This is a genomic window from Paraburkholderia sp. 32 (genome assembly GCF_050435345.1).
GTDB classification, from domain to species: Bacteria; Pseudomonadota; Gammaproteobacteria; order Burkholderiales; family Burkholderiaceae; genus Paraburkholderia; species Paraburkholderia tuberum.
In genome coordinates, this window is sequence record NZ_JBNDKD010000003.1 from 3,465,569 (window position 1) to 3,488,542 (window position 22,974).

General features: G+C 64.7%; 22 protein-coding genes. 11 read left to right on the plus strand and 11 right to left on the minus strand.

Annotated features, from left to right (window positions below; all coding sequences use genetic code 11):
• Nucleotides 1-71 precede the first annotated feature (71 nt).
• From sugE to OKW26_RS38820, 5 genes are all read left to right on the plus strand, one after another.
• The gene (gene sugE, locus OKW26_RS38800) at nt 72-392 is read left to right on the plus strand and encodes a quaternary ammonium compound efflux SMR transporter SugE (RefSeq protein ID WP_429356870.1); all 321 of its coding nucleotides are present in this window, start codon (nt 72-74) and stop codon (nt 390-392) included.
• A 232-nt stretch (nt 393-624) separates the two neighbouring features.
• Nucleotides 625-1,236, plus strand: coding sequence for a DUF4126 domain-containing protein (locus OKW26_RS38805; protein WP_184059364.1), 612 nt, complete (start codon nt 625-627; stop codon nt 1,234-1,236).
• A gap of 101 nt (nt 1,237-1,337) precedes the next feature.
• A complete protein-coding gene (locus OKW26_RS38810; RefSeq protein WP_429357171.1) occupies nt 1,338-3,827 on the plus strand; it encodes an ABC transporter permease in 2,490 nt (829 codons plus the stop codon).
• Nucleotides 3,828-3,864: 37 nt separating this feature from the next.
• The gene (locus OKW26_RS38815) at nt 3,865-4,278 is read left to right on the plus strand and encodes a group II truncated hemoglobin (protein WP_429356871.1); all 414 of its coding nucleotides are present in this window, start codon (nt 3,865-3,867) and stop codon (nt 4,276-4,278) included.
• Nucleotides 4,271-4,915 carry a DUF924 family protein gene (locus OKW26_RS38820; RefSeq protein ID WP_429356872.1) on the plus strand — a complete coding sequence of 215 codons (645 nt, stop codon included), beginning with the start codon at nt 4,271-4,273 and terminating at the stop codon, nt 4,913-4,915. Before OKW26_RS38815 ends, OKW26_RS38820 begins: the two co-directional genes overlap by 8 nt.
• A gap of 54 nt (nt 4,916-4,969) precedes the next feature.
• Here the strand turns inward: OKW26_RS38820 and OKW26_RS38825 are convergent, their stop codons facing one another.
• From OKW26_RS38825 to OKW26_RS38875, 11 genes are all read right to left on the minus strand, one after another.
• Complete coding sequence (locus OKW26_RS38825; protein ID WP_429356873.1) at nt 4,970-7,021, minus strand: ArnT family glycosyltransferase; 2,052 nt, start codon at nt 7,019-7,021, stop codon at nt 4,970-4,972.
• 283 nt (nt 7,022-7,304) lie between these two features.
• Nucleotides 7,305-8,051, minus strand: coding sequence for an SDR family oxidoreductase (locus tag OKW26_RS38830; protein WP_429356874.1), 747 nt, complete (start codon nt 8,049-8,051; stop codon nt 7,305-7,307).
• Nucleotides 8,052-8,116: 65 nt separating this feature from the next.
• Entirely contained in the window at nt 8,117-8,704 is a 588-nt protein-coding gene (locus OKW26_RS38835) for a TIGR00730 family Rossman fold protein (protein WP_429356875.1), read from the minus strand.
• Between the two features lie 2 nt (nt 8,705-8,706).
• Complete coding sequence (locus OKW26_RS38840; RefSeq protein WP_018419991.1) at nt 8,707-9,432, minus strand: TetR/AcrR family transcriptional regulator; 726 nt, start codon at nt 9,430-9,432, stop codon at nt 8,707-8,709.
• Between the two features lie 280 nt (nt 9,433-9,712).
• Nucleotides 9,713-10,396: a diacylglycerol kinase gene (locus tag OKW26_RS38845; RefSeq protein ID WP_184059352.1), complete on the minus strand. Its 684-nt coding sequence runs from the start codon at nt 10,394-10,396 to the stop codon at nt 9,713-9,715.
• A gap of 20 nt (nt 10,397-10,416) precedes the next feature.
• On the minus strand, nt 10,417-11,448 hold the full coding sequence (locus tag OKW26_RS38850) for a glycosyltransferase family 4 protein (RefSeq protein ID WP_429356876.1): 1,032 nt from the start codon (nt 11,446-11,448) through the stop codon (nt 10,417-10,419).
• Nucleotides 11,449-11,496: 48 nt separating this feature from the next.
• Nucleotides 11,497-12,438 carry a UDP-2,3-diacylglucosamine diphosphatase gene (locus OKW26_RS38855; protein WP_090803742.1) on the minus strand — a complete coding sequence of 314 codons (942 nt, stop codon included), beginning with the start codon at nt 12,436-12,438 and terminating at the stop codon, nt 11,497-11,499.
• 768 nt (nt 12,439-13,206) lie between these two features.
• On the minus strand, nt 13,207-13,731 hold the full coding sequence (locus OKW26_RS38860) for an RDD family protein (RefSeq protein WP_429356877.1): 525 nt from the start codon (nt 13,729-13,731) through the stop codon (nt 13,207-13,209).
• Nucleotides 13,732-13,752: 21 nt separating this feature from the next.
• A complete protein-coding gene (locus OKW26_RS38865) occupies nt 13,753-14,520 on the minus strand; it encodes a DUF3106 domain-containing protein (protein WP_429356878.1) in 768 nt (255 codons plus the stop codon).
• Between the two features lie 16 nt (nt 14,521-14,536).
• Complete coding sequence (locus OKW26_RS38870) at nt 14,537-14,968, minus strand: DUF3619 family protein (RefSeq protein ID WP_184045896.1); 432 nt, start codon at nt 14,966-14,968, stop codon at nt 14,537-14,539.
• Nucleotides 14,965-15,528, minus strand: a complete 564-nt coding sequence (locus OKW26_RS38875; RefSeq protein WP_184059344.1) for an RNA polymerase sigma factor — start codon at nt 15,526-15,528, stop codon at nt 14,965-14,967. The genes OKW26_RS38870 and OKW26_RS38875 overlap by 4 nt, the downstream gene beginning before the upstream one ends.
• A 356-nt stretch (nt 15,529-15,884) precedes the next feature.
• Here OKW26_RS38875 and OKW26_RS38880 point away from each other — a divergent pair, with 356 nt between their 5' ends.
• The 6 genes from OKW26_RS38880 to OKW26_RS38905 all read left to right on the plus strand — a co-directional run bounded on the left by OKW26_RS38880 (nt 15,885) and on the right by OKW26_RS38905 (nt 22,971).
• Complete coding sequence (locus tag OKW26_RS38880) at nt 15,885-17,648, plus strand: acetolactate synthase 3 catalytic subunit (protein ID WP_184028488.1); 1,764 nt, start codon at nt 15,885-15,887, stop codon at nt 17,646-17,648.
• A gap of 124 nt (nt 17,649-17,772) precedes the next feature.
• A complete protein-coding gene (gene ilvN, locus OKW26_RS38885) occupies nt 17,773-18,264 on the plus strand; it encodes an acetolactate synthase small subunit (protein WP_429356879.1) in 492 nt (163 codons plus the stop codon).
• Between the two features lie 106 nt (nt 18,265-18,370).
• Complete coding sequence (ilvC, locus tag OKW26_RS38890) at nt 18,371-19,387, plus strand: ketol-acid reductoisomerase (protein WP_008920617.1); 1,017 nt, start codon at nt 18,371-18,373, stop codon at nt 19,385-19,387.
• Between the two features lie 132 nt (nt 19,388-19,519).
• Nucleotides 19,520-20,158 carry a phosphatidylserine decarboxylase gene (locus OKW26_RS38895; protein ID WP_184059342.1) on the plus strand — a complete coding sequence of 213 codons (639 nt, stop codon included), beginning with the start codon at nt 19,520-19,522 and terminating at the stop codon, nt 20,156-20,158.
• A gap of 24 nt (nt 20,159-20,182) precedes the next feature.
• Complete coding sequence (gene pssA, locus OKW26_RS38900) at nt 20,183-21,055, plus strand: CDP-diacylglycerol--serine O-phosphatidyltransferase (protein ID WP_018420002.1); 873 nt, start codon at nt 20,183-20,185, stop codon at nt 21,053-21,055.
• A gap of 368 nt (nt 21,056-21,423) precedes the next feature.
• Nucleotides 21,424-22,971 (plus strand): 2-isopropylmalate synthase, encoded by a 1,548-nt coding sequence (locus tag OKW26_RS38905; RefSeq protein ID WP_184010172.1) that lies wholly within the window; start codon nt 21,424-21,426, stop codon nt 22,969-22,971.
• Nucleotides 22,972-22,974 lie beyond the last annotated feature (3 nt).

Here is a 22,974-nt window from a genome sequence, read left to right on the forward strand (position 1 = left end):
CCCGACGTAAGGACGACCTTGCGCCTGCATCAATCATCGGGGACGGCCCCATTTTTCATGGAGCTGTGTCGATGTCCTGGTTTCTTCTCCTGATTGCCGGTCTGCTCGAAGTCGCGTGGGCGGCCGGTCTCAAAACCTCCGAAGGTTTCACCCGCTTGTGGCCGTCCATCTTCACGGTCGTGACCGCGCTCGGCAGCTTCGTGCTGCTCGCGCTCGCGATGCGCCAGTTGCCGCTCGGCACAGCCTATGCTGTTTGGACAGGGATCGGCGCGGTCGGCGCGTTCATCTTCGGCGTCGTGATGATGGGCGAGGCGTTGACGGTCGCGCGCGCCGCCAGTGCATCGCTGATCGTGATCGGCCTCGTCGGCCTGAAGCTGTCGTCGGGGCACTGACCGGGCGGCCACCTGCGCTCTGGGCGCGGCCGCCATTGCCTGCAAGCCACAGCAAAGGCTCCGCCGCTCTGCGTTCTGCGAATTATCGTAGCTATAATGAGACAGAAACGACCTTGAAATTGCCCGCGGCCTGGCTGGCGCGGCCAGCTTGGCGAGCCTGATGGCTTCGGCGCGGAACGCCCGCTCGTTCCCGCCGCGGCGCGTGGCACGCACTTAGCGCGTGGAGGCGGCCATGCTTGAATCACTTTCACTTGCAGCGGGCCTTTCATGGGGCAGCGGTCTGCGCCTCTATCTGACGGTCCTCCTGGCCGGCGTGTTCGAACGTCTTGGCCTGATTCACTTGCCGAACACATTGTCCGCGCTGTCATCGCCATGGGTGATCGGTGCGGCGGCCGTGCTGACGCTGGCCGAATTCTTCGCCGACAAGATCCCCGCGTTCGATTCGCTGTGGGATGCGATCCACACCTTCATCCGCATTCCGGCCGGCGCCGTGCTGGCCGCCGGCGCGCTCGGCCACGCCGATCCGACACTGCTGAGCGTTGCCGCGCTCGCGGGCGGCACGCTCGCCGGCACCGCGCATCTCGCGAAGGCGGGCACGCGCGCGCTGATCAACCTGTCGCCGGAGCCGGTGTCGAACCTCGTCACGTCGACCGCCGAGGACGGCCTCGTGGTCGGCGGCGTACTGCTTGCGCTGTTCGTGCCGCTCGTGTTTCTGGTCTTGATGGTAGGCTTCCTGCTGCTCGCGGCGTGGGCATTGCCGCGATTGTGGCGTGGCGTGCAGGGCGGTTTTCGCGGCATGGCCACGCACATGGTGTCGCGATTTGCGAGGAGCAGGCACGATTGAGCGAAGCACTACCAGGATCCAAGGCGGGTTCAAGAACGCGCGCCGACACGAGACCGGCGCGGCGGCTCGGCGGCATCGATCTGTTGCGCCAGGCCATGCGGATGACGGCGCGCGACTGGCGCGCGGGCGAACTGACGATGTTGCTGCTCGCGCTCGTGCTGGCGGTCGCGGCGTTGTCGAGCGTCGGGTTTCTGGGCGATCGGCTGCATCAGGGGCTCGAGCGCGATGCGCGGCGCATGATTGCCGCCGACTTCATCGTGCGCGCCGATCATCCGGTCGATCCGCAATTCGCCGCCGAGGCGCACGCCCTGGGCCTGCGCACCGCCACCACGGCGATCTTTCCCAGCATGATCAATTCGACCGGCGCGCAGTCGGCGTCGCGGCTCGCCGCCGTCAAGGCGGTGTCGCCCGGCTATCCGTTGCGCGGCGCGCTGCGCATCGCGGCCGCGCCCGGTGCGGCCGATCATCCGGCGACGTCCATTCCGGCGCCGGGCACCGTGTGGGTCGACCAGCAGTTGCTCGACGCGCTGAAGCTGAAGATCGGCGATGCGGTGAAGCTCGGCAATCGCAACTTCACGGTCGGCGCGCTGATCACGCGCGAGCTCGATCGCGGCTTTTCGTTCGTCAACTTTTCACCGCGCCTGATGCTGAATGCCGCTGACGTACCGTCGACGGGCCTGATCACCTATGGCAGCCGCGTCACGTACCGGCTGCTGGTCGCCGGTTCAGACGACGCGGTCGCGCGCTTCGCGCAGTTTGCGCATGAGCACGTCGACGGCGGCAAGCTGCGCGGCGTCGCGCTCGAGTCGCTGCAGGACGGCCAGCCGCAGGTGCGTCAGACGCTCGATCGCGCGGGCCATTTCCTGACGCTCGTGTCGCTGTTGACCGCGCTGCTCGCGGCCGTCGCGATCGCGATGGCCGCGCACCGCTATATGCGCCGGCATCTCGACGGCTGCGCGGCGATGCGCTGTCTCGGCGTGAGCCAGGCCGCGCTGCGCGCGCTGTTCACGCTCGAATTCGTCGGGCTGGGCGTACTCGGCGGCGTGCTCGGCGTGGCGCTCGGTTATCTCGGGCATCTCGCGCTGCTGACGTGGCTCGGCGGCCTGATCGACGTGGTGCTGCCGCAGCCGACGCTGTGGCCCGCGCTCGAAGGCATCGCGGCCGGCCTCGTGCTGCTGCTCGGCTTCGCGCTGCCGCCGCTGTTGCCGCTCACGCGCGTGCCGCCGGTGCGCGTGCTGCGGCGTGAATGGGGCGAGGAGGGACGCACTGCGTGGGCCGCCTACGCGGTCGGCATCGTGCTGTTCGCGGGGCTGCTGATACTCGCCGCGGGGGAATTGAAGCTCGGGGGCATCGTCGCGGGTGGATTCGCGGGCGGGCTGCTGGTGTTCGCCGGCATCGCGCGGCTCGCGTTGTGGGGCGCGGCGCGCGTGGTGCGCAGCGAGCGCGTCAATGCGGGCATCGGCTGGCGCTATGCGCTGGCGTCGCTCGAGCGGCGCAGCAGCACCAGCGCGCTACAGATCACCGCGCTCGGCATCGGCCTGATGTGCCTGCTGCTGATCGCGATGACGCGCGACGACCTCGTGCAGGGCTGGCGCAAGTCGACCCCGCCCGATGCGCCCAACGAGTTCATCATCGACATCCAGCCCGATCAGCGCGACGCGGTCACGCAGTATCTGGACGCGCACGGCATCGCCGGCGCGGCGCTGTCGCCAATGGTGCGCGGGCGGCTCGTCGCGATCAACGGTAAGGCGGTCGATCCGGATTCGTTCAAGGGCGAGGATGCGCGGCGACTGGTCGACCGCGAGTTCAACCTGTCCTACACGACGCAACTGCCCGACGACAACCGGATCGCCGCGGGAACCTGGTTCGGCGAGACGACGAAGCCGCAGATCTCGATCGAGCAGGGTCTCGCGAAGCTGATCAACGTGAAGCCCGGCGACGTGCTGCGCTTCGACGTGACGGGGCTGACTGTCGAGGCGCCGGTGACGAGCGTGCGCAAGCTCGACTGGGGTTCTTTCAAGGTCAACTTCTTCGTGCTGATGCCGCCGGTTTCGTTGCAGGATTTTCCGGCGACGTTCATCACGAGCTTCCATCTGCCGGTGGAGAAACAGTCGACGATCGATGGCCTGATCGCCGCGTATCCCAATCTGACCGCGATCGATACCGGCCCGATCCTCGCGCAGGTGCAGCGCGTGTTGCAGCAGGTGATCGGCGCGGTGCAATTCCTGTTCGCCTTTACGCTCGCGGCCGGCGTGCTGGTGCTATATGCGGCGCTCGCCGGCACGCGCGACGAGCGTATGCGAGAATCCGCGCTGCTGCGTGCGCTGGGCGCATCGCATCGTCAGGTGCGGTCGGTGCAGGTGTCCGAATTCGTCGCGGTCGGCGCGCTTGCCGGCCTGATGGCGGCGCTCGGCGCGCAGATCGTCGGCTCGATGCTGGCCACGCACGTGTTCGAGTTTTATCTGGACTTCGATCCGTGGCTGCTGCCGGTGGGCGTTGCGGCCGGCGTCGCGTGTGCCGGTGTCGGCGGGTGGCTGAGTTTGCGGCATGTGTTGGCGCGGCCGGCGCTGCAGTCGCTGCGCGACGCGTGAGTTTTCCTGGTGATGTCTTTTTGCTGTTGAGCAGGGTATGAGCGATTTGAACGACGAAGTGTCCTCGGACAAGCCGACGGCCTTCGAACTGGTGGGCGGCGAGTCGCGCGTGCGCGACCTGGTCGACCGGTTTTACGACCTGATGGATCTCGAGGCGGATTTCGCCGGGATTCGCGCGCTGCATCCGGGGTCGCTCGAGGGGTCGCGCGACAAGCTATTCTGGTTTTTGTGCGGCTGGCTCGGCGGTCCCGATCATTACATCGGCCGCTTTGGCCATCCCCGTCTGCGCGCGCGGCATCTGCCGTTCGCGATCGCGTCGAGCGAGCGTGACCAGTGGTTGAGGTGCATGGCATGGGCGATGGAGGATGTCGGCTTGCCGGAACCGCTGCGCGAGCGCCTGCTCGGTTCCTTCTTCGAAACCGCCGACTGGATGCGCAACCGCAATGGCTGACACGCCGCCGCACGCCACCTCGGCACCGTACTCGGTCGAAGCCGACTATGCGGCGCTTGCGCCGCGGGCGCGCGAGGTTCTCGACTGCTGGTTCGGCGCGCCGGGCACGCCGGAGCGCGGCACGGAGCGCAAGTGCTGGTTCAAGCGCGATGACGCCGTCGATACGATGCTGCGCGAACGGTTCGGTAAGCTGATCGATGCGGCGAACGCGGGTGAGCTCGACGCATGGCAGAGCACGCCGTTGGGTGCGTTGGCGCTCGTCATCGTGCTGGACCAGTTTTCCCGCAACTGCCATCGCAATACACCGCGCGCCTTCTCGACCGACGGTAAGGCGCTGCAAACCGCGCAACGGATCATCGCGAGCGGCGCCGATCGGCTGTTGCCGGACGTGCAGCATCGCGCGTTCGCGTATCTGCCGTTCGAGCACGATGAAACGCTCGCGAGCCAGCAGGAGTCGCTGCGTCTGTTCAAACAGCTTGCGGCGGAGCCGGGCGGTGACGGCTACTATCAGTACGCGCTGCGCCACGCGAAAGCGATTGAACGATTTGGCCGCTTTCCACATCGCAACGGGTTGCTCGGACGTGAATCGAGCGACGAGGAGATCGCGTTCCTGCGCGAGCCCGGTTCGTCGTTCTGAATCGACGCGGACGCGCGCGCGAGACACTCGGCCGGCGCGACGCGTTGCGCGGCTCTACTCGTCGCCGTGCAGCTTGCCCGCCATCGGCGTGCGCACGAAGACGCGCAACAGCTCATCCGAATCGCCCGGTCGCGCACCGGACCAGAACAGCCGCCATTCGCCGGCCGGCGGCCGCGCGTTGTCGCGGCGGCTTTCCTCGATCAGCCAGGTGCAGGCGGTCGTGCGCGGATCTTCGCTCGGCTGATGCACGATGCCCGTGTAGTAGAAGAGCATCGGCGCTTCGGATTCGCCGAGTCCGGAGCTTGCCATGCAGTCGCCGTCGTTCCATTCGATATCCATCTTCGCGCCGAGGTCCCGGAACACCGAGCGGTAGCTTTTCGCGTAGTCGAGCCACGGCAGCAACAGCGTGCTGACGAGCCCCCAGACGAGCATCGCGCCCGCGAACCAGCTGAGCGCGCCGCGCCATTTGCCCGCGTACTTGAACGACGGCAGCAGCCACAGCCAGCCGATCGTCAGCAGCAGCGCGCCGACGATCAGCGCGGGCGAAATCGGCAGCACCCAGTCGAGCGGCAGCCAGCGGCCGAGCAGATGCAGCGACGCATGCGTGTTCGCGGGGGTCGTCATGATCGACCAGACGATCCACACGAGCGCGGCCGCGCTGCCGAACAGCACTCGGCTAGTCATATCCCAGCCGGTATGCAGGCGCGCCGGCAAACGTTCGACGCCCTGCATCGCGACCAGCGCGAGCGGCGCGATGAACGGCAGGATGTATAGCTCGCGAACCGTCGCCGAGCTTTGCAGCACCGCGAAACCGATACCCGCGAACAGCACCGGCAACGCGACGCGCGGATCGCGCCAGCGCCGCCATGCGCCACCGGCGAGCGCGGCCAGCGCGAGCGGTACGACCGGAAAGCCGACGCTCAGCACGGTGCGCAGTACGAACAGGTGGCTCTCGTTTTCGGAGCCGAGCTCGGCGACCGAAAAACCGAAGAAACGCCCGACGTTGTTATCCCACAGCCACACCTTGAAGAGTGCCGCTGAGCGCAGGTAGAAGCAGATCGGCCAGATCAGCGCGAACGGCGCGCAGACGAGCGCGGCGAGGACGAGCGCGCCGGCGAAGCCGCGGCTGCGGCATGCGGGATAGAGCAGCAGCGCCGCGCAGGTGGTGGCGCCGAACACGAGCGGTACGAACAGCCCCTTGGCGAGCAGCGACACGCCGACGCCCGCGCCGAACATCGTCGCGCCGCTGATGATCGCGTGACGCCGCTCGCGGGCATCGAGCGGTTTGGTGTGCCGGGCGGCTTGCGAGTGCATCGGTAAATACGACGCGGCGCGCGGGTCGTCACGCAGATGCACGAGTACGAGTTCGAACAGTCCGCAAAAGCCGAGCGCGGCGCCGGCCATCAGCGCGACGTCGGTCATCATGTCGTGCACGTGTTTGACGACGACGAGCGTGCCGCCGAACAGAGCGAGCGTGCCGATCACGCGCAGGTCGAACCAGCTCGACGCAGCGACCGCGCGACGCGCGACCCGCGCGGTGTAATACACCGTCAGGCCCGCGAACAGCGCACTCGCGAGCCGTGCCGCATCGTGCAGAGGCAGATAGCGGCCGAACATCCACGCGAGGCCCGTGGCGACCCAATCGTAGATCGGCGGCTTTTCGACGAAGGGCTGGCCGGCATTGGTCGGCACGACGAGGTCGCCGGTATCGAGCATGTGCTGGACGATGCCGAATGTGTAGGTTTCGTCCTGCTTCCACGGTTCGTGGCCGAGAATGCCGGGGGCGAGCCACGCGCACAGGATCGCCAGCGCGACCAGCCACAGCAGCGGGCGGATCGCCGCGAGCGCGCGCCAACGCTGCAGGCCGCGCGTTGCGCGGTCGGCAGAAACGGCGGAGCCCGATGGATGGGCGGTGTCGGCACCGTATACCGCTGCGGCCGAAGCCGCGGGGTCCCCGGCCGCCGGCTGGCTCTGCGCGCCGGCAAACGGGTGCGCGGTGCTGGCGGAAAGCGAAGCGTCGTGCGTGCCACCTGCTGCAGCGGCCGAGGTCGGGGCCGTCGCGTTGGCACTGTGCGCGCGCCAGCGCGTGGACTGCTTGTGTTGCATGGAAGTCTCTGGTCAGCGTACGCGGCGGCGTTGGCCTCGTACTTATGCTTTGCTTACGTCGCCTGCGGATGCATACGATCTGGTCAATTGTAGCGCCGCATTATTACTGAAGATTACACACGAACGAACGCGCGCGCATTCGATGCGCGGCTGTGCCGGTTTCATGAGAAATCGACCAGGGTTCGTGGGGAAAGAGGAGAGGGGAGCGGGCTGGAAAGGCGCGGCCGCGTAGTGGACCGCGCCAGGTGTTTAAGGCTTGCGCCGCGTTGCGTGCGGCGTTCGCTCAGCGGCCGCCGGCGACGTCGAACAGCGCGCCCGTCACGTACGACGACGCGTCGCTGAGCAGCCACACGATGGCCTCGGCGACTTCGTCGGCGCGGCCGGGGCGGCCGAGCGGCGTGGTCGCGCCCAATTGCGCGGCGCGCTCGGGCTTGCCGCCGCTCGCATGGATCTCGGTGTCGATCAGGCCCGGACGCACCGCGTTCACGCGCACGCCCTGCGGGCCGAGTTCTTTCGCGAGGCCGAGCGTCATCGTGTCGATTGCGCCTTTCGACCCCGCATAGTCGACGTATTCGTTCGGCGAACCGAGCCGCGCCGCCGCCGACGAAACATTGACGATCGCGCCGCCCGCGCCGCCGCGCTGGGTCGACATGCGCCGTGCCGCTTCCCGTGCGCACAGATAGGCGCCGAGCACGTTGACGTCGAACATGCGTTTCAGACGCGCGAAGTCCATATCGGCGAGCTGACTCGACGGCGCGACGATGCCCGCGTTGTTGACGAGCGCATCGATGCGGCCGAAGGATTGCTGCAGCGTATCGAACATGCCGGTCACGTCGGCTTCGTTCGCGACATCGCCGGCGATCGGCACCGCGCGGCCGCCCGCGTGTTCGACCTCTGCGACCGTCTGCTGCGCGGCGGCGAGGTCACGCACGTAGTTCACGCCGACGCACCAGCCGCGCGCGCCAAGCAGACGCGCGGTGGCACGGCCAATGCCGCGGCTGCCGCCGGTGATCAGAACAGCTTTCGTCATCGCAACCTCGTCGTTGGGGTGGTGCGTGCGCGGCGCGCTTCGCTCGGGTTCCGCGGACCCGGGATTCAGATCGCGTCGCTTTGGACCGCCGCCCATTTGTCGCGCGCGGGCGGCGCGTAGCGTTGCAGCTTGCCGATCAACGCGAGCGGATCGGCGTCGATCTGCAGCATGTCGAGATAGGTCTTGCGCATGAAGCCTTCGTCGACCGTGTGCTGAAGCAGGTCGATCAGCGGCGCGTAGAAGCCGTCGGTGTTCAGGAGTGCAACCGGTTTGCCGTGGTAGCCGAGCTGCGCCCACGTGAAGACCTCGAACAGCTCCTCGAGCGTGCCCGCGCCGCCGGGCATCGCGACGAACGCATCGGACAGCTCGGCCATCATCTTCTTGCGATGATGCATGTCGGGCACCACGTGCAGTTCGGTCAGGCCGTTATGCCCCACTTCCTTGCTGACGAGCAGCTCGGGAATCACGCCGATCGCGCGGCCGCCTTCGGCCATCACGGTATCGGCGATCACGCCCATCAGCCCCACCTTGCCGCCGCCATAGACGAGCGCGAGATCGGCCTCGACCAGCGCACGGCCGAACACGCGCGCCGCCTGCGCATACAACGGTTTGGCTCCCATCGAGGAGCCGCAATAGACACACACCGACTTCATGCTCAACTGTCCTTCGATTCGTTGCGAGGCGCGGCGCCTTCACGCGGCGGCAGGTAGTCGTAGAACTCGCGCTTGGGCAGCGTGCCCGATACGAGGTCGTCGAACAGCTGCCGCGAGCGGCCGCGCAGGTAGGGCGCCATCAGCGAGACGATCTGCACGCTGACCTGATGCAGCTCTTCGCGGATCGCTTCCTGCTCGTTGTATTTGCGCGGATTCATCACGAACTGATATGACAGCCAGTACGTGCCGATCACGCCGACGTTGGTCGCGATCACCTGCATTTCCTGCGGCGTCGCGACCATTTCGCCGTCGGCGACGAGCTGTTCGCAGAACTGGCTCGCGAAGCGCACCTTATGGCTGATGATCTGCTTGAAGTGCGTCTCGAGCGTGCGGTTGCGCGCGAGCAGGTCGTTCAGGTCGCGGTACAGGAAGCGGTAGCGCCACGTGAAATCGACCATGTACTGCAGATACGACCACATCTCGTCGATGGTCGCGCGATGGTCGTCGGGGAAACGCAGACGCTTCTCGATCTCCTGCTCGAACTGGCTGAAGATGCTGTTGATGATGTCGTCTTTGTTGCGGAAGTGGTAGTACAGGTTGCCTGGGCTGATTTCCATTTCCTCGGCGATCGTCGTCGTCGTGACGTTCGGCTCGCCGATTTCGTTGAACAGCTTCAACGACAGTTCGAGAATCCGTTCGCGCGTGCGGCGGGGAGGTTTGGCTTCCATGTCGTCCGGCCCTGGTTATGCCGGGCTGGGCGCGTGGCGGCGTGCCGCTGCTGCGTGTTCCACCCGGATGCGGTTGGTATATTGAGCTCTCCCGAACCCGCCGACACGCGGCGGGCCCCCCGAAAGGGCAGGATGAGGCGAGGCGCGGATCCGTTTGCGCGAGCGCTTTCCTGTGAGACCGTCAAACGATTATAAACCGAGCGTTCTAATACCCAACCGCCTGCGCGGATTTTCATCCTGTGGGGCGTGGCGAAGCGTGCGCTTCAACCCGCATCGAACCTCAAAGCCACGCGCGAACCCAGCCGACGACCAGCGGCCCGACGATGACTCCCCACGTCATCACACACATGCCGAGCGCGACCATCACGGCCGCACTGCCGAGATCCTTCGCGCGGCGCGACAACTCGTGACGTTCGAGCGAGATCCGGTCGATTGCCGCTTCGACGCTCGAATTGAGCAGCTCGACGATCAGCACGAGCAGCACCGAGCCGAGCAGCAACACGCGCGACACGGGATCGACGGGCACCACGAGGCCGCACGGAATCAGGATCGCGGCCAACGTGAGTTCCTGACGAAACGCGCTTTCCTCGCGAATCGCAACGCGAAAACCGGCCAGCGAGTTTTTCATCGCGTGCCATGCGCGCGTGAGGCCGCGGTTGCCTTTGTAGGGGTTGAAGGGCAGCGGGGCGAGCGGGTCGTCGGGGCTGAGCGGTTCGTTGGGGGCGTCGTGGCTTGAGTCGCGAGTCGTGTCCTGGGTGGCGTCAGGTTGCACGCCGCCCGCGACGCTGGCGCCGCCGGTCGTGGTCCTCGCGCCGTTCACCCGATGCACGGTATCCGCATGCCCGGTCATACCCGGTTCGCGTACGTCGTCGAACGGTTCGATGCTGGTGGTGTCGCGGGTGGACTCGACGGCGCGCAGTGCGCCGTTCGACGCGCCTTCGGCGCTGGATCGACTGCTTCGCATGGATGGCTCCGCGCGCCGCATCACGCAGCGGCGCTTTCCTCACGATACGCCGTGTCGCGCAGCGGCTTCAGATGCGCGGCGAATTGTGCGGACGCCGCTGCCCACGAGAAGCGCTCGGCCCATGCGCGCGCATGCGACCGATCGATCTTCAGTGCCTCCAGACACGCTTCGCGCAGATCCTCGTGCATTGCACCGGCGCCGCCGTCGCCGAGCACGTCGATCGGGCCGGTGACCGGATAAGCGGCCACCGGCGTGCCGCATGCGAGCGCTTCGAGCAGCACGAGTCCGAACGTGTCGGTGCGGCTCGGAAACACGAAGACGTCGGCGGCCGCGTAGACCTTCGCGAGTTCGGCCTGCGACAGCACGCCCAGATAGTTGACCTGCGGATAGCGCGACTTCAGTTCGGCGAGCGCCGGACCTTCGCCCGCGACCCACTTCGAGCCGGGCAGGTCGAGCTGCAGGAATGCCTCGACGTTCTTCTCGACCGCCACGCGTCCCACGTACAGGAAGATCGGCCGCGCGGTGTTGAGCACCTTCGAGTCCATCGGATGGAAGATTTCGAGATCGACGCCGCGCGTCCACAGCACGACGTTCGTGAAGCCGAACTTCTCGAGGTCCTGCTTGACGACGGGGGTCGGCGCCATTACCGCGAGCGACGGCTTGTGGAACCAGTGCAGAAACCGGTAGGTCGCCGCGAGCGGGATGCGAAAGCGCGCCTGCACGTACTCGGGAAAGCGCGTGTGATACGCGGTCGTGAACGGCAGCTTGTGGTCGAGCGCATACGCGCGCGCGGCCATGCCCAGCGGACCTTCGGTCGCGATGTGCAACGCGTCGGGCGCGAAACGGCCGATGCGCTCGCGCAGCCGGCGGCGCGGCAGCAACGACAGGCGTATCTCCGGGTAAGTCGGGCACGGGATGGTGCGAAATTCGAGCGGAGTCAGCAGATCGACCTGATGGCCGAGCGCGGTGAGTTCGCGCCGGGTGTTCTTCAGCGTGCGTACGACACCGTTGACCTGCGGCTCCCATGCGTCGGTGACGATCATGATCTTCATCGCGTTGTTCATCGCTGCGGGCCCTGTGGAAGTGGAGAGTGGAAGTGCTCAGGCAGTGGCGCGGGCTTTTTGCGTGCCCGCCTGGGGCGCGCGAAGCGCAGTCCAGAAGATCACCTTGAGCTCGCCTTCATAAGTCTCGACGAGCGCCGACAGGCTCTCGACCCAATCGCCATCGTTGCAATAGAGCACGCCATCGATCTCGCGCATCTCGGCCTTGTGGATGTGGCCGCAGACGACGCCGTCGCAGCCGCGGCGACGCGCTTCGTCGGTCATTACGCGTTCGAACGACGAGATGAAGTTGACCGCGTTCTTGACCTGATGCTTCAGGTATTGCGACAGCGACCAGTACGGAAATCCGAGTTTGCTGCGAATGCGGTTGAACCAGCGGTTCAGCACGAGGATCATCGTGTACAGCGTGTCGCCGAGATAGGCGAGCCATTTCGCGTGCTGGATCACGCCGTCGAACAGATCGCCGTGCACGATCCACAGCCGCTTGCCGGCGAGCGTCGTGTGGAACGCTTCGCCGCGTACGTGGATGTCGCCGAACGCGAGGTCGCAGAATTGGCGCGCGGCTTCGTCGTGATTGCCGGGCACGTAGATGACCTGAGTGCCTTTGCGCGCTTTGCGCAGCACTTTCTGCACGACGTCGTTGTGCGCCTGCGGCCAGTACCAGCCTTTCTTCAACTGCCAGCCGTCGATGATGTCGCCGACGAGGTACAGGTACTCCGATTCGTTGTGGCGTAGGAAGTCGAGCAGATATCCCGCCTGGCAGCCGCTCGAGCCGAGATGGATATCCGAGAGCCAGATCGTGCGATAGCGATGCGGATCGTCGTGGCCGTCATCGGGATGATCGGCGCGGGCATCGAGTGATGGCGTCGCGGGCAGCGGCAGGCCGTGTTGAGTAGAACCCGGAGCGGGCCGGAACGCGACGGGGTCGACGCTCGGTCCGGTTTGACGAAACAGGGAAGTCGCGGACGTATTGGGGTCCATGGCTCACGCGTCGAGTGGCGGTGCCCGTATTGGGCCGGGTGCGCGTGACTGCGGCGTGACAGTCATGAGAAGTTCTTATTACGGAGGGGCCTTGGCGGGGCCTGTTTTTTCGTTGTTCTGGTTTGGTTGGCCTTTCCTTGCTGTCTTATCGGTCTATTAGCGTTGCCCCTGTGCGGGGCGGCACCTACTTTCTTTGCTGCTGCAAAGAAAGTAGGCAAAGAAGACAGCTCAAACCGCCAGCTCTTAAGCGGGTCCCTCGGTCTGCATGAGGTAGTGGTGCATCTGGAATCCGGGCCCCCGCACATTCCGCTGTTCGTGACAAAGCCGTCATCCCTCCCACTCCGCACTACGTGCGTCGCGGACGGGTCTGCCTGGGAAACCAATGGTTTGGCCCGCGCAGCGGGGGCTCTCGGCTGTGCCTCGGCGATGCGCCGAAACAACCAGTGGTTTTTGAGCGGGGTTTCGGCGCGCGTAGCGCCGCCGGAAGAATGACAGCCTTGTCACAAGCGCGGAATGTACGAGGGCACTGATTCCAGATGCACCACTACCTCACGCGGACCGAGGGACCCGCTTAAGAGTTGGCGGTTTTAGCTGTCTTCTTTGCCTACTTTCTTTGCAGCAGCAAAGAAAGTAGGTGCCGCCCCGCACAGGGGCAACGCTAATAGACCGATAACAAAGCAAGGAAAGGCCAACACCGCACGAACAAAGGCAAAAAAGGCCTCACTCCGCCCAAGGAGAGCAACGCATTCGGCCCATCGCCCACGCGCGCTAGCGCCCAACCGCTACCACCCGCGTCCCCGCGAGCCGATCATGCAAAAACTGCCGCTGCGGATCAAAACGCCCACTCGCGGCCCACACCACGAACCAGACGCCCGCAATAACAAGCGTCTGCGGCACCCGCAACCCAAGAAGTGGATGCAACGCCAGCGGCGGCAAAAACCACAACCAGGCGAACACATACCGCGCAATCGCCCGCCCAACCGAAACCGGCGCGCCATCAGCGCCGACAACCCGTAATCGCCAGGTTTTCATCGGCAGCGTCTGGCCGCCGTGCGTCCAGAACCAGACGAAGTACACGGCAACCACGAGGCCGATCCAGCCGGCGAGCAGGTTGTGATGCGCGAGCCCGTTACGCTGCTGCGTCAGCGTGCTGAACAGATAGCCGGCGACAAACACGACGCCGAACAGAATGACCGCTTCGTAGAGCAGTGCCGCGAGCCGTCGCCGGACGGTGGGCGCCGTGCCGCCGGGTGCGGCGGCAGGCAGGGTGGGGGTGGCGAGCGGCTGGGACACGTAATGGGTTCGGGGTCGGAATCAGGAGCCGTGAAAGATTGCCGGCGCTTCGGCAGGCGACACGGGCACCGGCGTCGCCGGTACGAAGCTGCCCGCCGCCGGAATCGCAGGCGTTGCCGGCAGCGAGGCCGCGGCCGGCGCGGAGGCAGCCGGCGCGGCGCTCGCCGCCGCGGCAGCACTGGCGCCGTGCTCGCGCGCATTCACGAACCGGTCGATGCCCTTGATCTCGTTGCGAGCCGATGGCGGCGCGCTGACGACGCTGGGGCGACGCTTGTGTTCGCTCGCGGCGAGCCGCTCCTTCGTTTCTTCGGGCAGTTGTTGGTACGCTTTCCACGCGTTCTGGCGCGCTTCGCGCGGCAACTCCTTCGAAACCTGGTAGTTTTCGCGCGCGACGCGGCGCTGATCGGGCGTCATGCGCACCCATTCACTCATGCGCTCATGCAGACGCTTTTGCGCATCCGGCGACATCTTTGCGTATCGCGACGCAATCTTGATCCACTTTCGCTTGCGTTCGTCGCTAAACGAATCCCATTGCGATGCGAATGGGGCCAGCGCGGCGTGGTCGGCGGCGCTCAGGCGTGACCACGCGAGGGGGCTATTGCTGCCCGGCAGGCCGGGCAATTCGACGGAAAGTGCGGGGGCGGGCGCGGGCGCGGCGACGTTGACGCCGGGCGACGGATTGCCCGCCGACGATGGGCTCGGGTGAAAGCGCGGATAGGTCGCGACAAACGACACCAGGGCCGCGATCGCGCATCCGAAAACAACGGCCAGGCCGCGCTTGTAACTCACCCGAGGAATCTCCCGCTCAGTGGGCGCGTGAAAGATACGCGTTGAAGCCGTGGTCGAGATAGGCATTGAGCGGCAGGTCGTCGCTTAGCATGGCGGCATCGATGTCGGCAAGTTCGGCGGTGCGCTGGTGATCTTCCCAGTACGCGATGCCGATCAGGCTCACGACCAGCGCGGCCAGCGGCCACGCGAGCGCGAAGCGGCGCAGCGGCCAGCGGCGGCGCGGCTCGAAGCCTCCCTGCGGTAGCCCCGCCATCCCGGCCGGCATGCCGGCGAACGCAGGCACGAACACCGGCGCGCTGACGGCTTCGGGCTTTTTGCGCGCCAACGCGGCACGACGCGCGGCAGCGAGCCGGTCGACGGTGGCGGGAGGGAGGCTGGCGGTGGTTTCGTCGAGCGCGCGGCGCAGTTGACGCGCAAACTCGAGTTCTGTGTTTTCAAGGGAGCTCATAGCGTGATTCCTTTCGCCTTGAGCGCTTGCGCCAGCGTGTGAGTGGCCCGGGAGCAGTGCGTTTTCACGCTGCCTTCGGAGCAGCCCATTGCGGCGGCAGTCTCGGCGACATCCATATCCTCCCAATAACGCATGAGAAACGCCTCCCGTTGACGTGCCGGTAATTTCTGGATCTCGTTGTCGATCGACTGCAGGACCTGCTCTCGTTCGAGCTTCTGTTCGTTGCTCTCGGCGCCAGCCGAACCCGCCTCGGCCTCGAGGGTTTCCAGCGGATCGAACTCGTCGTCGTCGGCATTGCCGAGCGACGAGAATAGACTAACCCAAGTGTTGCGTACTTTGGCACGGCGGAAATAGTCGTGCGTCGCATTCTGCAGAATACGCTGAAACAGCAGCGGTAGCTCGGCCGCCGGACGGTCGCCGTATTTCTCGGCGAGCTTGATCATCGCGTCTTGCACGATGTCGAGGGACGCGTCGTCGTCCCGCACGGCGTAGACCGTCTGCTTGAATGCGCGCCTTTCGACGCCCGCCAGAAAATCGGCGAGTTCCTTGTCTGATGCCATCCGGTTGGGGTCGGCGCAGCAAGCGTGCGCGTAATCGGTCGAAAAATGTCGTAAAACTCGCGGATGCTAACAAACTTTTGCTCCGATAGGGTGAAACCTGCTCAAGCTTGCATTTGCATGACGGTCGACATTCCGTCCGATCGCGCGCTCTTACGCGCGAGCCAAATGGCAATATTTTCTTGACCGCGAGCGCGTCAGAAGCTATCGTCGCTGGTTCGCAACATAAGTGAGTTGTCTCAATTGAGGTGTGGCCCAAGAAGCCCTCCTGTCAACTGGACGCGCCGCTTGAACCCGAGCCACAAGCCCGGCAGAGAGCACCCGATCAATTTTTTGCCGAAAATTCGAAAGGTGAATCAATGAATATGCCCAGCGCGGAATTCTCCACGTCGGATACGACCCCCCATCACGAAGCAGACTCTATCGGCGCCACCGTGCTCATGAAGGCACTGGCCGACGAAGACGTCGAGTTCATCTGGGGCTATCCCGGCGGCTCGGTACTCTACATTTACGACGAGCTGTACAAGCAGGACAAGTTCCAGCATGTGCTCGTGCGCCACGAGCAGGCCGCCGTGCATGCCGCGGACGCCTACGCGCGCTCCACCGGCAAGGTCGGCGTGTGTCTCGTGACCTCCGGCCCCGGCGTCACCAACGCAGTGACCGGCATCGCGACCGCCTATATGGATTCGATCCCGTTGGTCGTGATCAGCGGCCAGGTGCCGACTGCCGCGATCGGTCAGGATGCATTCCAGGAATGCGACACGGTCGGCATCACGCGTCCCTGCGTAAAGCACAACTTCCTCGTGAAGGACGTGCGCGATCTCGCCGCCACGGTCAAGAAAGCTTTCTACATCGCCCGTACAGGCCGTCCCGGCCCAGTGCTGATCGACATTCCGAAGGACGTGTCGAAGACGCCGTGCCAATACGAGCCGATCAAGAGCGTTTCGCTGCGCTCATACAACCCGGTCACGAAGGGCCACTCCGGTCAGATCCGCAAGGCGGTGTCGCTGCTGCTGTCGGCGAAGCGTCCGTATATCTACACCGGCGGCGGCATCGTGCTCGCGGATGCGTCGCGTGAATTGAACCAGTTCGCCGATCTGCTCGGCTATCCGGTCACCAATACGCTAATGGGTCTGGGCGGCTACCGCTCGAGCGACAAGAAATTCCTCGGCATGCTCGGCATGCACGGCACGTACGAAGCCAATATGGCGATGCAGCACTGCGACGTGCTGATCGCGATCGGCGCGCGCTTCGACGACCGCGTGATCGGCGATCCGAGCCACTTCGCGTCGCGGCCGCGCAAGATCATCCATATCGACATCGATCCCTCTTCCATTTCCAAGCGCGTCAAGGTCGACATTCCGATCGTCGGCGACGTGAAGGAAGTGCTGAAGGAACTGATCGAGCAGTTGCAGACGGCCGAGCATGGCCCCGACGCCGCGGCGCTCGCCGACTGGTGGAAGGACATCGAAGGCTGGCGCGCGAAAGATTGCCTGAAGTTCGACCGCAAGAGCGACATCATCAAGCCGCAGTACGTGGTCGAAAAGGCGTGGGAGCTGACCGACGGCAACGCGTTCGTGTGCTCCGACGTGGGCCAGCACCAGATGTGGGCCGCGCAGTTCTACAAGTTCAACAAGCCGCGTCGCTGGATCAATTCCGGTGGCCTCGGCACGATGGGCTTTGGCCTACCGGCCGCGATGGGCGTGAAGATGGCCCATCCGGACGACGACGTGCTGTGCATCACGGGCGAAGGCTCGATCCAGATGTGCATCCAGGAGCTGTCGACCTGCAAGCAGTACGACCTGCCGATCAAGATTATTTCGCTGAATAACCGCTATCTGGGCATGGTGCGCCAGTGGCAGCAGATCGAATACAGCAAACGCTATTCGCATTCGTACATGGATGCGCTGCCGGACTTCGTGAAGCTCGCCGAAGCGTACGGACACGTGGGCATGCGCATCGAGCGCACGGCCGATGTGGAACCTGCGCTGAAGGAAGCGCTGCGCCTGAAGGATCGCACGGTGTTTCTCGACTTCCAGACCGATCCGACCGAAAACGTCTGGCCGATGGTTCAGGCCGGCAAGGGCATCACCGAGATGCTCATGGGTTCGGAAGATCTTTAACGACGGGGCGTCTGGATAACTCCAGCGCCGGCTTCGTGATGCGCGCCTTCAAAAAAGGCGAGGGCAGACGAAGCGGCGCCGCTCCGCTCGCAGACATCGACACATCATCTGGAAGAAGCGAAACATGAGACACATCATTTCCGTCCTGCTGGAAAACGAACCAGGCGCGCTGTCGCGCGTGGTGGGTCTGTTCTCCGCACGCGGCTACAACATTGAAACCTTGACGGTGGCTCCGACCGAAGACCGTTCGCTGTCGCGCATGACCATCGTCTCCGTTGGCTCGGACGACGTGATCGAACAGATCACGAAGCATCTGAACCGCCTGATCGAGGTGGTGAAAGTGGTCGACCTTACCGAGGGCGCCCACATCGAACGCGAGCTGATGCTGATCAAGGTGAGGGCGGTCGGCAAGGAACGTGAGGAGATGAAGCGGATGGCGGACATTTTCCGCGGCCGCATCATCGCCGTCACCGAAAAGACCTACACGATCGAATTGACGGGGGCGAGCGACAAGCTCGACGCCTTCATCGAGGGGCTCGATTCCACGGCGATTCTCGAGACGGTCCGCACGGGCAGCTCGGGCATCGGTCGCGGCGAGCGCATTCTGAAGGTCTGACGTCGCGTTTCGCAAGGCCGGGCAACGCGGTATCGCCCGGCTGGCAATAACAACATTCGCAGTACCTGAATTTCTCTGAATCATCGAATCTAGCCAAGGAACCGACATGAAAGTTTTCTACGACAAGGACGCCGATCTCTCCCTCATCAAGGGCAAGCAGGTCACCATCATCGGCTATGGCTCGCAAGGCCATGCGCACGCGCTGAACCTGAAGGAAAGCGGCGTGAACATCACGGTCGGTCTGCGCAAGGGCGGCGCATCGTGGAGCAAGGCTGAAAACGCCGGCCTGCAAGTCAAGGAAGTCGCGGAAGCGGTGAAGGGCGCGGACGTCGTCATGATGCTGCTGCCGGACGAGCAGATCGCCGACGTGTACGCGAAGGAAGTCCACGCGAACATCAAGCAGGGCGCAGCGCTCGCGTTCGCGCACGGCTTCAACGTTCACTACGGCCAGGTGATCCCGCGTGCCGACCTCGACGTCATCATGATTGCGCCGAAGGCGCCGGGCCACACGGTTCGCGGCACCTACTCCCAAGGTGGCGGCGTGCCGCACCTGATCGCGGTTGCGCAGGACAAGTCGGGTGCGGCGCGCGACATCGCGCTGTCGTACGCAGCGGCTAACGGCGGCGGCCGGGCCGGCATCATCGAAACGAACTTCCGCGAAGAAACCGAAACCGACCTGTTCGGCGAGCAGGCTGTGCTGTGCGGCGGTACCGTCGACCTGATCAAGGCCGGCTTCGAAACGCTGGTCGAAGCGGGTTACGCGCCGGAAATGGCGTACTTCGAGTGCCTGCACGAACTGAAGCTGATCGTCGACCTGATCTACGAAGGCGGCATCGCGAACATGAACTACTCGATCTCGAACAACGCCGAGTACGGCGAGTACGTGACGGGGCCGCGCATCGTGACCGCTGAAACGAAGAAGGCGATGAAGGCCGTGCTGACCGACATCCAGACCGGCGAATACGCGAAGAGCTTCATCATCGAGAACAAGGCTGGCGCACCGACGCTGCAATCGCGTCGCCGTCTGACGGCCGAGCACCAGATCGAGCAGGTTGGCTCGAAGCTGCGCGCGATGATGCCGTGGATCGCGAAGAACAAGCTCGTCGACCAGTCGAAGAACTAAGCGTCTCGACGTAACGAGGTTCGGCGCGGCGCTTCGGTGCGGCGGCCGGACCAGTCAAAAAGCCGTCCAAGGGTGCTGAACCCTGGGCGGCTTTTGCTATCCTACGGTTTTACAAAAACACAGAAGCCATCCATGAATTACCCTCATCCGATCATCGCGCGAGAAGGCTGGCCGTTCATCGCCATCGCGGCCGTCGTTGCATTACTGGTTCACGCCTTCGGGGGGTTCGGCTTTGCGTGGCTCTTCTGGCTGATCCTGATCTTCATCGTGCAGTTTTTCCGCGACCCGGCGCGTCCGATTCCGACGCAGGCCAACGCGGTGCTGTGTCCTGCCGACGGTCGTATCGTCGCGGTAGAAACCGCGCATGATCCTTATGCGAATCGCGAAGCGCTGAAGATCAGCGTGTTCATGAACGTATTCAACGTGCACTCGCAGCGCTCGCCCGTCGACGGTGCGATCTCGAAAGTCGAATACTTTCCTGGCGCCTATCTGAACGCGGCGGTCGATAAAGCCTCGCTCGAAAACGAGCGCAACGCGGTCGTGATCGAAATGGCCGGCGGCCAGACGGTCACGTCGGTGCAGATTGCCGGGCTGATCGCGCGGCGGATTCTTTGCTACGTCCGTGCAGGCGAGCCGCTGACCCGCGGCCAGCGTTACGGATTCATCCGCTTCGGTTCGCGCGTCGACGTGTATTTGCCGGTGGGCAGCCGTCCGCGCGTGTCGATCGGCGAGAAGGTGTCGGCGTCGTCCACGATCCTCGCCGAGCTGTAAAGCGGCATACAGGAGGTTGTCCGAATGGCCGCATTCAAACCGCGTCGACCCCGCAGCAGTGGACCGCTGCCGCGGCCGTTTCGTCGCAACAAGCCGCCGGTGGTCACGGAGTCGCCGGTCGCCGACAGCCGGCGCGCGCAGCGTCAGCAGTTCCTCAGAAAACGCGGCATCTACCTGCTGCCGAACGCATTCACCACGGCCGCGCTGTTCTGCGGCTTCTTCGCCGTCGTGCAGGCGATGAACGTGCGCTTCGAGATCGCGGCGATCGCGATCTTCGTCGCGATGGTGCTCGATGGCATGGACGGTCGCGTCGCGCGCATGACGCATACGCAAAGCGCGTTCGGCGAGCAGTTCGACAGCCTGTCGGACATGGTGTCGTTCGGTGTTGCGCCCGCGCTCGTGATGTACGAGTGGATCCTGAAGGACCTCGGCCGGTGGGGCTGGCTCGCGGCGTTCGTCTATTGTTCCGGCGCGGCGCTACGGCTCGCGCGTTTCAACACGAATATCGGCGTGGTCGACAAGCGTTTTTTCCAGGGCATGCCGAGCCCGGCAGCGGCGGCACTGATCGCCGGTTTCGTGTGGCTCGCCACCGACAACCGCGTGCCGCTGAAGCTCGTCTGGCTGCCGTGGGTCGCCTTCGTGCTGACCATCTACGCGGGCGTGACGATGGTGTCGAACGCGCCGTTCTATAGCGGCAAGGCGCTCGACGTACGGCATCGCGTGCCGTTCGGCGTGATCCTGCTGGTGGTGGTCGCCTTCGTGCTCGTGTCGTCCGATCCGCCGTTGATGCTGTTCGGTCTGTTCGTGCTGTACGGTCTGTCCGGCTACGTGTTCTGGGCGTATCAGGCGGTGCGCGGCCGGGCCAATCCGGCGCGTTCGATGTCGCACGACCGTTGAGGATTTGAACCGCGCTGCATCGCAGCGACGTACGAAAAACGGCAGCCTGCAGGCTGCCGTTTTTCGTTGATTGGTGCCGTGACGCGGTCGCTTCGGACAGCGCCGCAGGCCGCCCCGGCGCGCATTGCGCGGTGGCTGGAATGCCGCTATAGTCGTCGGATCAGTGCGTGGGCGTGGCCGATTTTGCCGGGTCGGCGAGGCCGTTCGCTGCGCCGCGCCATCATGCTTCGTTCACGCCCTTATGCGTTTTTGCGTTCCGTCCGCACCGGCCGCGATCATCGTGATCGCCCTACCTTGCCAGCGGCGGCGCTCATCGTCCCATTCCAAAACCAAGTCTCACATCTGAACGACTCCCGAGGAGGCCCGACATGTCCGACAAACTGATCATTTTCGACACCACGCTGCGTGACGGCGAGCAATCGCCCGGCGCGTCGATGACGAAGGAAGAGAAGATCCGCATCGCCAGGCAACTCGAACGGATGAAAGTCGACGTGATCGAAGCGGGCTTCGCGGCCAGCTCGAACGGCGACTTCGACGCGATCCATACGATCGCCGGCCTCGTGAAGGACAGCACGATCTGCTCGCTTGCGCGCGCGAACGACAAGGACATACAGAAGGCCGCCGACGCACTGAAGCCGGCCGATCATTTCCGCATCCACACGTTCATCGCAACGTCGCCACTGCACATGGAGAAGAAGCTGCGGATGACGCCCGAGCAGGTATTCGAGCAGGCCAAGCTTGCGGTGCGTTTCGCGCGCAAGTTCACCGACGACGTCGAATTCTCGCCGGAAGACGGCAGCCGCTCGGATTTGGACTTCCTGTGCCGTGTGCTGGAAGCGGTGATCGCCGAAGGCGCGACCACGATCAACATCGCGGACACCGTCGGCTACGGCGTGCCGGAACTCTATGGCCAACTCGTGAAGACGCTGCGCGAGCGCATTCCCAACTCGCACAAGGCGGTGTTCTCCGTGCATTGCCACAATGACCTCGGCATGGCGGTCGCGAATTCGCTCGCCGGCGTGCAGATTGGCGGCGCGCGCCAGGTCGAATGCACGATCAACGGGCTCGGCGAGCGCGCGGGCAATACGTCGCTCGAAGAAATCGTAATGGCGGTGAAGACCCGCAAGGATTACTTCGGACTCGACGTCGGCCTCGACACGACTCAGATCGTGCCGGCCTCGAAGCTCGTGTCGCAGATCACTGGCTTCGTCGTGCAGCCGAACAAGGCCGTGGTCGGCGCGAACGCTTTCGCGCACGCGTCGGGCATCCATCAGGATGGCGTGCTGAAGGCGCGCGATACTTACGAAATCATGCGCGCGGAAGACGTGGGTTGGGCCGCGAACAAGATCGTGCTCGGCAAGCTGTCGGGCCGCAATGCGTTCAAACAGCGTCTGCAGGAGCTTGGCATCGCGCTCGACAGCGAAGCCGAACTGAACACCGCGTTCGCGCGCTTCAAGGAACTCGCCGATCGCAAGGCGGAGATCTTCGACGAAGACATCATCGCCATCGTCAACGAGGAATCGGCGGAAGCGCACGAGAAGGAGCACTACAAGTTTCTCTCGATGTCGCAGCATTCCGAAACCGGCGAGCAGCCGCACGCGAAGGTCGTGTTCTCGGTAGAGGGTAAAGAGATCACCGGCGAAGCGCGCGGCAACGGACCGGTCGACGCCACCCTCAACGCGATCGAAACGGAAGTGGGCAGCGGCTCCGAACTGCTGCTGTACTCGGTCAACGCGATCACGACCGGCACGCAGGCGCAGGGCGAAGTGACCGTGCGCTTGTCGAAGAGCGGGCGCATCGTCAACGGCACGGGCACTGATCCGGATATCGTCGCGGCATCCGCGAAGGCATATTTTTCGGCGCTCAACAAGCTGTATTCGAATGCGGACAAGGTGAATCCGCAGCGCTCGGAGTAGCGC

Bases quoted from the DNA above. Each gene is read 5' to 3' on its own strand.
- sugE (WP_429356870.1), top strand. From the start codon at position 72: ATGTCCTGGTTTCTTCTCCTGATTGCCGGTCTGCTCGAAGTCGCGTGG.
- OKW26_RS38805 (WP_184059364.1), top strand. From the start codon at position 625: ATGCTTGAATCACTTTCACTTGCAGCGGGCCTTTCATGGGGCAGCGGT.
- OKW26_RS38810 (WP_429357171.1), top strand. From the start codon at position 1,338: ATGACGGCGCGCGACTGGCGCGCGGGCGAACTGACGATGTTGCTGCTC.
- OKW26_RS38815 (WP_429356871.1), top strand. From the start codon at position 3,865: ATGAGCGATTTGAACGACGAAGTGTCCTCGGACAAGCCGACGGCCTTC.
- OKW26_RS38820 (WP_429356872.1), top strand. From the start codon at position 4,271: ATGGCTGACACGCCGCCGCACGCCACCTCGGCACCGTACTCGGTCGAA.
- OKW26_RS38825 (WP_429356873.1), bottom strand. From the start codon at position 7,021: ATGCAACACAAGCAGTCCACGCGCTGGCGCGCGCACAGTGCCAACGCG.
- OKW26_RS38830 (WP_429356874.1), bottom strand. From the start codon at position 8,051: ATGACGAAAGCTGTTCTGATCACCGGCGGCAGCCGCGGCATTGGCCGT.
- OKW26_RS38835 (WP_429356875.1), bottom strand. From the start codon at position 8,704: ATGAAGTCGGTGTGTGTCTATTGCGGCTCCTCGATGGGAGCCAAACCG.
- OKW26_RS38840 (WP_018419991.1), bottom strand. From the start codon at position 9,432: ATGGAAGCCAAACCTCCCCGCCGCACGCGCGAACGGATTCTCGAACTG.
- OKW26_RS38845 (WP_184059352.1), bottom strand. From the start codon at position 10,396: ATGCGAAGCAGTCGATCCAGCGCCGAAGGCGCGTCGAACGGCGCACTG.
- OKW26_RS38850 (WP_429356876.1), bottom strand. From the start codon at position 11,448: ATGAAGATCATGATCGTCACCGACGCATGGGAGCCGCAGGTCAACGGT.
- OKW26_RS38855 (WP_090803742.1), bottom strand. From the start codon at position 12,438: ATGGACCCCAATACGTCCGCGACTTCCCTGTTTCGTCAAACCGGACCG.
- OKW26_RS38870 (WP_184045896.1), bottom strand. From the start codon at position 14,968: ATGAGCTCCCTTGAAAACACAGAACTCGAGTTTGCGCGTCAACTGCGC.
- OKW26_RS38875 (WP_184059344.1), bottom strand. From the start codon at position 15,528: ATGGCATCAGACAAGGAACTCGCCGATTTTCTGGCGGGCGTCGAAAGG.
- OKW26_RS38880 (WP_184028488.1), top strand. From the start codon at position 15,885: ATGAATATGCCCAGCGCGGAATTCTCCACGTCGGATACGACCCCCCAT.
- ilvN (WP_429356879.1), top strand. From the start codon at position 17,773: ATGAGACACATCATTTCCGTCCTGCTGGAAAACGAACCAGGCGCGCTG.
- ilvC (WP_008920617.1), top strand. From the start codon at position 18,371: ATGAAAGTTTTCTACGACAAGGACGCCGATCTCTCCCTCATCAAGGGC.
- OKW26_RS38895 (WP_184059342.1), top strand. From the start codon at position 19,520: ATGAATTACCCTCATCCGATCATCGCGCGAGAAGGCTGGCCGTTCATC.
- pssA (WP_018420002.1), top strand. From the start codon at position 20,183: ATGGCCGCATTCAAACCGCGTCGACCCCGCAGCAGTGGACCGCTGCCG.
- OKW26_RS38905 (WP_184010172.1), top strand. From the start codon at position 21,424: ATGTCCGACAAACTGATCATTTTCGACACCACGCTGCGTGACGGCGAG.